Origin of the sequence: Micromonospora sicca (genome assembly GCF_003172935.1) — a bacterium.
Classification (GTDB): domain Bacteria; phylum Actinomycetota; class Actinomycetes; order Mycobacteriales; family Micromonosporaceae; genus Micromonospora; species Micromonospora sicca.
The window spans coordinates 1-11623 of the sequence record NZ_QGKS01000265.1 but is presented as its reverse complement, the minus strand read 5'-3'; the positions used below and the strand labels follow the sequence as shown (position 1 = coordinate 11623).

Sequence of the window (11623 nt, the reverse complement as noted above, 5' to 3'; positions counted from 1 at the left end):
ACCCCGCCCCCACCGACACCGCGCCGACCGACCCGGCGCGGTGTCGGTGGGGGCGGGGTCGGTCGGGGTGGGCTCGAGCGCCCGCACCTCGGCGACCGGCTGGAGGCGCGCCGGCCGGACGTGCCCGACGCCGGCCGCGCCGGCCTTGCGGCGCTTCGTCAGGCCCGGGTCGACCAGTTCCAGGCGCAGCCCGGCGGGGAGCTGGTCGCTGGTGGCGCCGCCGGCCGCCGTGGCCCGTACCTCGACCCCGTCGGACTGGCCGACCCAGAGCGGATCCGTGCCGCCGCGCGCCTTGCCGGCGGTCGCCTCGGCACCGGGCTCCGGACCGAAGTGGTTGTCGAGTTCCAGCGGCCGCCAGTCGGACCAGTCGCCGTCCACCGCGTGGGTCCGGACGGCGACGGTGCCCTTGAAGTCGACGTTCGGGTTCGCCCAGGTCACACCGACCATGGCGAACCGTTCGGTGTCCCGCTTCGGGATCGTCACCTCGCGGCCGTTCGCCGCCGGGAAGGCGACGGTGTGCAGCGCGGTGCTGACCGGCCCGTCCCCCTCGCCCCACACGGCGCCGTCCTCGCCGAAGCCGGCGGTGGCGGCCAGGCTGGCCGTTCCGGCCACGGCGGTGGCGACGATCGCCGCCCCGATGCCGGCCGTCCGGCGGTTCCAGCGGATCCCCGTAAATCTCACAGTTGAGTCCCCTCCGAATGATCTCACTGGAGGGCTCAGCGTAATCAATGTCCGGGGCGTTACACCCGCCGCATCGGGGTGTGCGGGATGCCGTCCTCGACGTAGTCGGCGCCGCTGACGGTGAAGCCGTGCCGGGCGTAGAAATCGACCAGGTGGGTCTGCGCCTCGAGCACGCACGGCCGGTCGCCGACCAGGGCGAGCGCCTCGGTCATCAGCCGGCCGGCCAGGCCGCCACCGCGGGCCGCCGGGGCCACCACGACCCGGCCGATCCGCGCCACGCCGCCCGGGTCCGCCAGGATCCGCAGGTACGCCACGACGTCGCCGTCCCGGGTCAGCCACACGTGCCGGGTGCCCGGCTCGACGTCCCGGCCGTCCAGCTCCGGGTACGGGCACGCCTGCTCCACCACGAACACGTCGATGCGCAGCCGGAGCAGGTCGTGGAAGGTGCGGGCGTCCAGGTCGGCGAAGGCGGCGACCCGGACGTCGAGCGGCGGCGAGGGCATCCCGCGATGGTAGTGGGCCCCTCCGCCGGACGCCTTCCGCCGGTGGCGGTTCCGTCCCGGTCGGCGGTGGGCGGCCGGTGGTTCCCGCGGAGGAGAGCACCGCTGCGAGCGATATGCCTGAGAGGCATGAATATGACTCTCAGGCATATCGCTCGTCGAGAAAGCGGCCGGCTGGCGGGACGGCACCCGGCCGGCGAGGCGGAGGAACCGGCTGGGCGGTGCGGTGGCCGGATCCGCCGCTCAGGCGGGGCGGGCGCCCACCGCGTCGCGGATCTCGGCGCCCTCCGCGCCCTCCACCGCGCGGGCGCAGTGCGCGCAGCAGAAGAAGCGGCCGGAGACCTCGACGCCGTGACCGACGATCTTGATCTGGCAGTGCTCGCAGATTGGTGCCATCTTGTGGATCGCGCACTCGAAGCTGTCGAAGGTGTGCACGTCTCCGCTGACCGTGCGCACCTCGAACGCCATCCAGTAGTCGTTACCGCAGACCTCGCAGGTAGCCATTCCAAAACCCCCCGATACGGACACGTCACACCAGCGTCCGGCATCGGACACGTCCGGGTAACCGAAACGGGCGAACCTGATCCGGCTCGACGGCGAGTCGCCCCCGGCGTGTCGCGCGTTAGGCTAGGTGACCGCCTCGAACCCCGGAGGACCACGTGATCAAGCGCAACAAGCTCTTCGGCACCCAGACCCGGGTCACCTTCTGCCTGCCGCGGGACACCCCACCCGGCACGGTGAGCGTCGTCGGCTGCTTCAACGACTGGCAGCCCGGCCGGCACGAGCTGGTGACCCGCCGCGACGGCACCCGGACGGTGACCGTCCGGCTCGGCCCCGGTGAGTACCGCTTCCGCTACCTCGCCACCGGGGGCGTCTGGCTCGACGACGAGTCCGCCGACCAGGTGGACGACCAGGGCGGCACCCTCGTGCTCTGAGCGCCGGCGCGGTCAGCCGTCCTTCGGCTCCAGTCGGACGGAGAGCGAGTTCACGCAGTGCCGGGTGTCCTTCGGGGTGAAACCCTCGCCCTCGAAGACGTGCCCCAGATGGCTGTCGCACCGGGCGCAGCGGATCTCCGTACGGAGCATGCCCATGGTGCGGTCCGGGATCTCCTTCACCGCACCCGGGATGGCGTCGTCGAAGCTCGGCCAGCCGCAGTGCGAGTCGAACTTGGCGTCGCTGCGGAACAACTCCAGGCCGCAGGCCCGGCAGTGGTAGACGCCGGGGGTCTTGGTGTCGACGTACTCGCCGGTCCACGGCCGCTCGGTGCCGTGCTCGCGGAGCACGTGGAACTCCTCGGGGCTCAGCCGGACCCGCCACTCGTCCTCGGTGCGGGGCAGTTCGCTCTCGTCAAGACTCACCGCTCAACGGTACGCCGGGCGTCGGTGCCATCGCATATGGTCGCGCAATGGGTGGCACCAAGGCAGCGGCCGCGGAGATCGAGGTGGCCGGGCACACCGTACGGCTGAGCAGCCCGGACCGGGTGATCTTCCCGCAGCGCGGGTTCACCAAGGCGGACGTCTTCGGCTACTACCTCTCCGTCGGCGACGGGATCATGCGGGCGCTGCGGGACCGCCCGACGACGCTGCAGCGGTTCCCGGAGGGCATCGAGGGGGAGATGTTCTTCCAGAAGCGAGTGCCGGCCCGGGGCGTACCGCCGTGGGTGGGGACCGCGGAGATCAGCTTCCCCAGTGGCCGGAAGGCCGCGGAGCTCTGCCCCGCGGACCTGGCGCACGTCGCGTGGGCCGCGCAGATGGGCACCGTGGTGTTCCACCCGTGGCCGGTGCGCGCCGCCGACGTCGACCGCCCCGACGAGCTGCGGATCGACCTGGACCCGCAGCCGGGCACCGACTTCGCCGACGCGGCCACCGCCGCCGGCGAGCTTCGCGGGCTGCTGGACGAGCTGGGCGCCACCGGCTGGCCGAAGACCTCCGGCGGCCGGGGCGTGCACGTCTACCTGCGGATCCACCCCCGCTGGACGTTCACCGAGGTGCGCCGGGCCACCATCGCGCTGGCCCGGGAGCTGGAACGCCGCCGCCCGGAGCTGATCACCACCGCCTGGTGGAAGGAGCAGCGGGGCAGCCGGGTCTTCGTGGACTACAACCAGATGGCCCGGGACCGGACGATCGCCTGCGCGTACTCGCTGCGGGCCAACGCGCGGGCCACCGTCTCCACTCCGGTCGACTGGGACGAGCTGCCCGAGGTGGACCCGGACGACTTCCACCTGGGCAGCGTGCCGGCCCGGCTCGCCGAGCGGGGCGACCCGCACGCCGGCATCGACGACGCCCCGTGGGACATCAGCCCGCTGCTGGAGTGGGCCGAGCGGGACGCCGGCGCCGGCCAGGGCGACCTGCCGTACCCGCCGGACCACCCGAAGATGCCCGGCGAGCCCAAGCGGGTGCAGCCCTCCAAGGACCGCGACCGGCCCCGGGACTGACCCACCCCCAATAACGATCATGTAACGAGCGCGAACCTTTCCCGCGCCCCGACCGGTCTTCCTGGTCGTCGGCCCGTCGGGGGCCCGGGGAGGCGTCGGATGAAACTGGTGTGGAGGCGGGCCGTCGAGGCGCGCGGGCTGCTGCTCGCCGCCGCGGTCGCGGCCCTGGTGGCGGTCGCGCTGGTCACCGGCCTCTCCGACTACAACCGCCGGGCGGTCGCCGCCGGGCAGCGGGCGCTGCTCCAGGCCGCGCCCGCCGAGGAACGCAGCCTGCTGGTGAGCGGGTCGGGCGGTGCCGACAGCACCGCGTACGCCGACCGGGACCGGGCGGTACGCGCCCAGTTCAGCGACGGCCTGGGTGGGGTGCCGGTCACCCTCGCCGCGGCCCGCTACGGAACCGGCCGGGAGCTGACCGGCGACCTCGGTTCGGCCCGGGTCGGCGACGACCCGCTCTTCGCCGACCTCGCCACCCTCGACGACCTCGCCGGGCACGCCGAGCTGACCGCGGGCGCGTGGCCCACCCCGGGGGCGACCCCGCTGCAGGTCACCCTGCCGGAGAAGATCGCCGGCCGGCTCGGGCTGCGCACCGGCGACCGGGTGCCGCTGTTCGACCGCAGCGCCGAGCGGGCCGGCGAGGTGGTGCTCGCCGGCACCTGGCGACCCCGCGACCCGGCCGAGGCGTACTGGCGGCTGGCCCCGGGCGTCGGCGACGGCGGGACGGGCGAGGTCACCTCGTACGGCCCGTTCGCGCTCGACCCGGCCGACTTCACCCGCACCTTCCCCGGCGCCAGCTCGGCGTCCTGGCTGGTCGCGCCGGATCTCGCCGTGGTCGAGCCGAGCCGGCTGACATCGGTCAAGCAGGCCGCCGCCGCGATCTCGGCGCAGCTCCCGGAGGCCACCGGTCTCGGCTCGTCCGCGCAGAGCGTCACCACCATGGACCGGCTGATCGACCGGCTCGGCCGCGCCGACCTGGTCGGCCGCTCCGCCCTGCTCACCCCGCTGCTGCTGATCGTGGTCCTCGGCGGGTACGCGCTGGTGCTGGTCGCCGCGCTGCTCAACGAGGACCGGCGGGCGCAGACCGCGCTGCTGCGCGCCCGGGGAGCCGCCCGCGGCCAGCTCGCCGGCCTCGCCGTACGGGAGGCGACGCTGGTGGTGGCGCCGGCCGTGCTGCTCGCACCGGCGCTGGCCGGCGAGGCGCTGCGCCGGTTCGGGGCCGGCACCGCGGATCTCCGGCTGACCGACGGCGGCGTCGGCCCGGTCTGGGCGGTGGCGGTCGCCACCGCGGTCGGCTGCCTGCTCGCCATGGTGCTGCCGGCGCTGCGCCGGGCCGGCACCTACGTCGCCGACATGGCGGCCCGCTCCCGCCCCACCCGGGGCGCCGCCGTGCAGCGGGCCAGCGTCGACCTCGCCCTGGTGGCGCTCGCTGTGCTGGCCTGGGCCCAGCTGCGGCAGTACTCCTCACCCCTCGCCGGGGCCGGCGGGCGGCTCGGCATCGACCCGCTGCTGGCCGCCGCGCCGACCCTCGGCGTGCTCGCCGGGGCGATCGTCGCGCTGCGCCTGCTGCCCCCGGCGACCCGGTTCGCCGAGCGGTTCGTCGACCGGTGGCCCTGGACGGCGACCATGTTCGGGATGTGGCAGGCGGGCCGGCGCCCGCACGCCGGGCCGGTGCTCCTGCTCGCCCTGGCCGTCGGCGGCAGCACCCTCGCCTGGTCGTTGGTGGCCTCCTGGGAAGGCTCGCAGCGCGACCAGGCCCAGCACCGCGTCGGCGCCGACCTGCGGCTGGTCGAACGCAACGGCGTCGCCCCGGCCGAGCGGGCCGCCGGGCTGGCCGCGCTGCCGGGGGTGGACCGCGTGCTGCCGGCCTGGCGGGACGACGTCCGGGTCGGCCGGGACGACCTCGCCGCGACGGTGGTGAGCCTGGACGCGGCGGGGGCCGCCGGCACGCTCCGGTTGGCCGACGCCGTCGGCGCGGCGTCCGCCGGCGAGTTGCTCGACCGGCTGGTCCGGGGACGCGCCGCGCCGGCCGGGACCGCCCTGCCGGCCACCGCGCGGCAGCTCACCGGGACCGTCCGCACGCCCGTCGAGTCGTACGGGAATCCGCGGGTGGAGGTGAAGGTGCTGCTCACCACCGACGGCGGTACGGCGTGGCGGCTGCCGCTGGCGACCGCGACCGGTGACGGCCGCCGGGTGCCCTTCACCGTGCGGCTGCCCGACACCGGGGGCGTCCCGCTGCGCCTGGCCGGGTTCGAGGCCGACGCGGGCGACGCGACCGGCGGCAGCTACCGGCTGCGCATCGACGGGCTCGGGCTGGTCGACGCGACGGGCGCCCGGTCGCCGCTGGCGCTGACCGGCGGGTGGAACCTCGCCGATACCGGCCAGGGACCGATCGGGGCGGCCCGGGTCGAGGGTGGGACCGTCGACGCCACGTACCGGGTGGTGACCCCCGAGGGTGGCCCGTTCGCCGACCTGCCGCCGTCCCGGTTCGTCGTGGTGCCGGGCGGCGACAACGCGCCGGCGCCGGCGCTGCTGACCCCCCGGACCCGAGCCGCGCTGAACGTCCGCACCGGCGACACGGTCACCGTCTCGATGGCCGGCGTGACCCTGCCGGTCAAGGTGGTCGGCGAGGTCGAGGCCGTTCCCGCGACCGCCGACAGCGGCGGTGGCATGCTGGTCGACCTGCCCGCAGCGACCGACTGGCTGATCCGGCGGCAGGGCACGGTCCGGCCGGTGCCCGAGTGGTGGCTGGCCACCGACGCGGCCGGGCACGGCGCCGCGGCGACCGCGCTCGCGGGGCTGCCCGGGGTGACCGTGCTCGACCGGCGCGCGGTCGCCGCCGAGGCCGCCCGGGACCCGTACTGGCTGGGGGCGCGGACCGGGCTGCTCGCGGCCGCGCTCGGTACGGTGCTGCTGGCCCTGGTCGGCCTGGCGGTCGACGTCTGGGCCACCGCCCGGCACCGGCTGGGCGAGTTCGCCGTGCTGCACACGTTGGGCGCCGCGCCCCGGCTGCTGGCCCGGGCGCTCCTGGCCGAGCAGGCCTTCCTGGCCGGCATCGGGGTCGGCGTCGGGCTGCTGGTCGGCGCCGGTGTCGCGGCGACGATGGTCCCGCTGGTGATCCTCACCCCGGCCGCCGGCCGGCCGGTGCCCGACGCCGCCTTCCGGTTGCCCTGGACACCGATCGGGCTGACCGCGCTCGGGCTGCTGGTGGTGGCCCTCGCCTTCAGCGCCGTCATCACCACCGGCATCCGGCAGCGGGTGGCCGTCCGGCAGCTCCGGATCGGGGGAGAACGATGAGCGAGCGAATCATCCGGCTCGGTGTGTCGGGGACTCGTCGCGGCGGCGAGCGAAGCGAGGCGGCGCGATGAGTGTCTTCGGGGTGGTTCGGCGGGTGCGTGCCTACGGCGGGCACTTCCTGCTGCTGGCGGTGCTGACCCTGGTCACCGCGCTGCTGATCACGGCGGTGCCCCGGATCGCCGACCGGCTGACCGGGCAGGGCCTGCGCGAGCACGTCGCCGCGCAGCCGGTGGCCAGCCGGGACGTGCTCTACAGTACGGCCGAGGAGCAGGTCCGGGGGACGAGCCGCGCGGTGGCCGCCCCGCGCGCCGGCGAGCTGGACACGCTCCAGCAGCGGATGCCCCCGGCCGTGCGGCAGTCGGTCGGCGAGCGGTGGTACGCGGCGCGGACCGGGTTCACCCGGCTCAGCGGGCCGGACCTGACCGCCGACAAGGGGCTGATCGACCTCAGCGTGCGCACCCTGGGCGGGGTCCGGGAGGCCGCCGGCCTGGTCGAGGGACGGTGGCCGGAGACGGGCGTGACCGGCGACGGCGCCGTCGAGGTGGCCCTCGCCGAGACGGTCGCCGGCCCGCTCGGGCTGCGCGCCGGCAGCCGGCTGCGGCTGTCCGTGCTGGGCCCCGACCGCAAACCGCTGACGGCGAGGAAAATCGTGCTGGTGGGCGTGTTCCGGCCGACCGACCAGAGCGCCGGGGTCTGGGATGCCCTCCCGTCGATGCTGCGGCTCGCCGCGCCCACGGGGGACGGTGAGCCGTTCCTGGGCGTCGGGGTGACCGCCGACGCCGGCTTCGACGCGTTGGCCGGTGCCGGCTGGCCGGTGAGCTTCGCCTGGCGTTACCGGATCTCGCCCGACCGGATCACCCCCGGCCGGCTCGGCGAGCTGATCGACGGGCTGGCCACCCTGGACCGGACCCGCCCGGCCGGGCTCATCCTCACGCAGGGAGTGGACATCCCGCTGCGGCGGTTCGCCGAATCGCTGGCCGCCGCCCGTACGCTGCTCGCCGTCATCGCGGCCGGGCTGCTCGCCACCCTGGCCGGCCTGACCGTGCTCGCCGCCCGGCTGGCGGCGCGCCGACGCCGGGCCGAGTACGTGCTGCTGCGCGCCCGGGGCGGCTCGACCGGCGCGGTGCTGGGCCGCGGACTGGCCGAGTCGGCGCTGGTGCTGCCGTTCGCGGCCGGCGCCGGCTGGCTGCTCGGCGGCCTGCTGCCCGGCGGCGGCGCGCAGCTGCGCTGGGTGCTGCTCGCTGCCGCGCTCGCGACGGTGGCGCTGCCGGTCGCCGCGCTGACCGGGCAGCGGACGTCCGGTCGAGCCGACCTGATCGGCGCCCGGTCCACCGCGGTCCGGCTCACCATCGAGGTGAGCCTGCTCGGCGTGGCGGTGCTCGGGGCGTTCCTGCTGCGGCGGCGGGGACTGACCCTCGGCGGGTCGGTGGACCCGCTGCTGGTGTCCGTGCCGGTGCTGGTGGCGATCGCCGCGGCGCTGCTCGCGCTGCGCGCGTACCCGTGGCCGTTGCGGCTGCTCAGCCGGGCCGCCGCCCGAGCCCGGGGCAGCGTCGCCTTCCTCGGCACGGCGCGGGCCGGTCGGGCCGCCGCGACCGCGCCACTGGTGGTGGTGGTGCTGGCGGTCGCGACGGCCGCGTTCTGCGGGGTGGTGGCCGCCGGTATCGAGGCCGGCCGGGACCGGGCCGCCTCCCGCGCCGTCCCCGGGGACGTGCTGGTCGACGGGGAGCGGTTCGCCCCGGACACCACGGCGGCGCTGGCCGGGCTGCCCGGGGTGCGCGCGGTCGCCCCGGTGCTGGTGGAGCCGGCCCAGCGCCCGTACGCCGACGCCGCCGGCCGGTTCGGCGGCGTGGGGGAGACCCGCGTCCTGCTGGTCGACGGCGCCACCTTCGCGGAGGTGGGCCGCCGCGCCGGTGTGACGGTGCCCGACGTGCTCCGCGCCGCCGGTGACGGCTCGGCGCCGCTGCCGGCGCTGGTCTCCCCGGCGCTGGCCGCGGACCTCGCCGACGCGGGACTCGCCGACGCGGCGGGCCGGCGGCCGGCCTGGCTCGACGTGCAGGGCAACCGGCTGCCGGTGCGGGTGGCCCGGACCGTCGACGAGTTCCCGCTGGCGGACCGGAACACCGAACGGTTCGCGGTGCTGCCCTGGCCGGCGCTGCCGGCGGACGCCCCGCATCCGCTGGTCCCCACCGCTTTCGTGCTGGCCGGCGACGGCATCGACGCGGCCGCGGTGAGCCGGGTGGTGGACGAGGGGCAGCGCCGCTACCAGCGCGGCGGGGTGGTCACCGGCGGGGAGCGGCCCCGCCAGCCGGAGGTGCGCACCTGGTCGGCCGTGCGGGCGGAGCTCGGCGGCAGTGGAGTGAACGGGCTGCTGGTCTTCGGCTTCGCCATCGGCGCGGCCGGTGGCGCCGCGCTGGGCCTGCTCGCGCTGGCGTTCGCGGTGCTGGCCGGGGCGCGCGGCCGCGGTCAGGTGCTGTCCCGGCTGCGCACCATGGGGCTGTCCCGCCGACAGTGGCGGGCGCTGCTGCTGGTCGAGCTGACCCCGCTGGTGTTGGTCTCGGTGCTCACCGGCGCGCTGGTCGGCGCGCTGCTGCCCCTGTTGTTGACCCCCGTCCTCGGCCTGCCCGCGTTCACCGGGGGCGCGGCGGTGCGAGTGCGTTTCGAACCCGGTCTGGTCGCCGGCGTGCTCGGGCTGGCCGTGCTGGCCCTCGGCTTCGCGGTCGCCGTCGAGGCCCTGAACAACCGCCGGATGCGCCTCGGTGAGGTGCTCCGGCTCGGAGAGGAGAGCTGAGATGACAGCCACCGCCGAGGCGTCCGTCGTGCCGGACCTGGCCGCCCTGCAACAGCGGGCCGCGCAGCGCGCGGCCGAGCGGGCCGGCGGTCGGGACCGGCTGCGCGGGCACATCGTCTGCGACGGCCTGGTCCGGATCTTCAAGACCGAGGGGGTGGAGGTGGTCGCCCTGCAGGGGCTCGACCTGGTCATCGACCGGGGCGAGCTGGTCGCGATCGTCGGCGCCTCGGGCTCGGGGAAGTCGACGCTGCTGAACATCCTCTCCGGGCTGGACACCCCCACCGCCGGCATCGCCCGGGTCGCCGAGTACGACCTGCTCGCGCTGTCGAACCGGCGGCGGCTCAGCTACCGGCGGAAGATGGTCGGCTTCGTCTGGCAGCAGACCGGCCGCAACCTGCTGCCGTACCTGACCGCGCTGGAGAACGTGGAGCTGCCGATGAAGCTGGCCGGCGGCCGCGGCCGGCGGGCCCGCCGGGAGCGGGCCCGCGAGCTGCTCGACCTGGTCGGGGTCGGCTACTGCGCGGACCGGCGGCCCGGCCAGCTGAGCGGCGGCGAGCAGCAGCGCTGCGCCGTCGCGGTGGCGGTGGCCAACGACCCGGAGGTGCTCTTCGCCGACGAGCCCACCGGCGAGCTGGACGAGGCGACCGGCGCGGAGGTCTTCGCCGCGCTGCGGACCATCAACGCCGAGCTGGGCGTGACCATCGTGGTGGTCACCCACGACCACGCAGTGGCCGGCCAGGTCCGCCGGACCGTCGCGATCCGCGACGGCCGGACCGCCTCCGAGGTACGCCGCACCGCCCGGATCGCGGCGGACGGCAGCACCGAGCTGGTCAGCGAGGAGTACGCGGTGCTCGACCGGACCGGGCGGATGCAGCTGCCGGCGTCCTTCGTCGACGCGCTGGCCCTGCGCGACCGGGTCCGGCTCAACCTGGAACCCGACCACGTCGAGGTGCGGCCCGGCGACCGGGCGCAGGCCGAACGGAGTGAGGCATGACCGAGCAGTTGTCCGCGACGCCGGCGGGTGCGACCACCACTGAGGAGGTGGTCCGGGTCGACGGGGTGAGCCGCACCTTCGGCCGGGGCGAGCACGCCGTGCACGCCGTCCGGGACGTCTCGTTCTCCGCCGGGCGGGGCGAGCTGGTGGCGGTGCGGGGCCGCTCCGGCGCCGGCAAGACCACCCTGCTCAACCTGGTCGGCGGGCTGGACCGGCCGGACTCCGGGCGGGTGCGGGTGGCCGGGCACGACGTGACGGCCGCCGGTGAGCGGGAACTGCTGCGGCTGCGCCGGGGGACGGTCGGCTTCGTGTTCCAGACCTTCGGGCTGGTGCCGATCCTGTCCGCGGCGGAGAACGTCGGGGTGCCGCTGCGGCTGGCCCGGGTGCCGGCGGCCGAGCGGGAGCAGCGGGTCGCGGTGCTGCTGGAGCTGGTCGGCCTCGGCGGGCACGCCGCGCAGCGCCCGTACGAGCTGTCGGGCGGGCAGCAGCAGCGGGTGGCGGTGGCCCGCGCGCTGGCGAACGAGCCGGACCTGTTGATCGCCGACGAGCCCACCGGTCAGCTGGACTCGGAGACCGGCCGGTCCATCATGGACCTGCTCCGCGCCGTGGTGCACGCCCGCGGCATGACCGCGCTGGTGGCCACCCACGACCCGGCGCTGATCGAGCTGGCCGACCGTACCCTGACCCTGCGCGACGGCCGCCTGGTCGACGACTGACGCCCGTCGCCGGACTGGTGCTGTCCCGGCAGCCCTCGGCTGCGGGCACGCCGGGCTCCCCGCCGGTCGGTGCCCTTCGCACTGCCTATGAAGCTGATGTCGCAAATGAATCGGCGGCGCTGCTGCGGCGGCCCGCTGCTGCGGCGGCCCGCGGCTCCGTTGAATCATCTGCGACATCAGCTTCGTAGCGTCTTTCCGTGCGGGTTGCGGGAGGTCGCC

Annotated in this window: 9 protein-coding genes and 1 pseudogene; 6 read left to right on the top strand and 4 right to left on the bottom strand. The window is 76.1% G+C overall.

Translation table 11 applies throughout. The annotated features are described in order from the left end of the window. The 3 genes and pseudogenes from DKT69_RS21040 to DKT69_RS21030 all read right to left on the bottom strand — a co-directional run. Positions 1-681, bottom strand: a pseudogene (locus tag DKT69_RS21040) (hypothetical protein); the annotation flags it as partial. Between the two features lie 59 nt (positions 682-740). Continuing rightward, positions 741-1184 (bottom strand): GNAT family N-acetyltransferase, encoded by a 444-nt coding sequence (locus tag DKT69_RS21035; protein ID WP_109803240.1) that lies wholly within the window; start codon positions 1182-1184, stop codon positions 741-743. Positions 1185-1424: 240 nt separating this feature from the next. Beyond that, positions 1425-1685, bottom strand: a complete 261-nt coding sequence (locus DKT69_RS21030; protein WP_109803239.1) for a metallothionein — start codon at positions 1683-1685, stop codon at positions 1425-1427. A 155-nt stretch (positions 1686-1840) separates the two neighbouring features. On the opposite strand from DKT69_RS21030, the gene DKT69_RS21025 reads away from it, so the two are divergent. Next, positions 1841-2116, top strand: a complete 276-nt coding sequence (locus DKT69_RS21025; protein WP_109803238.1) for an isoamylase early set domain-containing protein — start codon at positions 1841-1843, stop codon at positions 2114-2116. Between the two features lie 12 nt (positions 2117-2128). Here the strand turns inward: DKT69_RS21025 and msrB are convergent, their stop codons facing one another. After that, positions 2129-2539 (bottom strand): peptide-methionine (R)-S-oxide reductase MsrB, encoded by a 411-nt coding sequence (gene msrB, locus DKT69_RS21020; protein ID WP_109803237.1) that lies wholly within the window; start codon positions 2537-2539, stop codon positions 2129-2131. Positions 2540-2586: 47 nt separating this feature from the next. Between msrB and ligD the strand changes: the two genes are divergently transcribed. The 5 genes from ligD (at position 2587) to DKT69_RS20995 (ending at position 11404) form a co-directional block, all read left to right on the top strand. Beyond that, positions 2587-3615: a non-homologous end-joining DNA ligase gene (gene ligD / locus DKT69_RS21015; RefSeq protein WP_109803236.1), complete on the top strand. Its 1029-nt coding sequence runs from the start codon at positions 2587-2589 to the stop codon at positions 3613-3615. Positions 3616-3714: 99 nt separating this feature from the next. Next, on the top strand, positions 3715-6906 hold the full coding sequence (locus DKT69_RS21010; RefSeq protein WP_109803235.1) for an ABC transporter permease: 3192 nt from the start codon (positions 3715-3717) through the stop codon (positions 6904-6906). A gap of 67 nt (positions 6907-6973) precedes the next feature. Further along, the gene (locus DKT69_RS21005; protein ID WP_109803234.1) at positions 6974-9694 is read left to right on the top strand and encodes an FtsX-like permease family protein; all 2721 of its coding nucleotides are present in this window, start codon (positions 6974-6976) and stop codon (positions 9692-9694) included. A 1-nt stretch (position 9695) separates the two neighbouring features. Then, positions 9696-10688, top strand: coding sequence for an ABC transporter ATP-binding protein (locus DKT69_RS21000; protein ID WP_109803233.1), 993 nt, complete (start codon positions 9696-9698; stop codon positions 10686-10688). Next, positions 10685-11404 (top strand): ABC transporter ATP-binding protein, encoded by a 720-nt coding sequence (locus DKT69_RS20995; RefSeq protein ID WP_109803232.1) that lies wholly within the window; start codon positions 10685-10687, stop codon positions 11402-11404. Before DKT69_RS21000 ends, DKT69_RS20995 begins: the two co-directional genes overlap by 4 nt. The last annotated feature ends 219 nt before the right edge of the window (positions 11405-11623 follow it).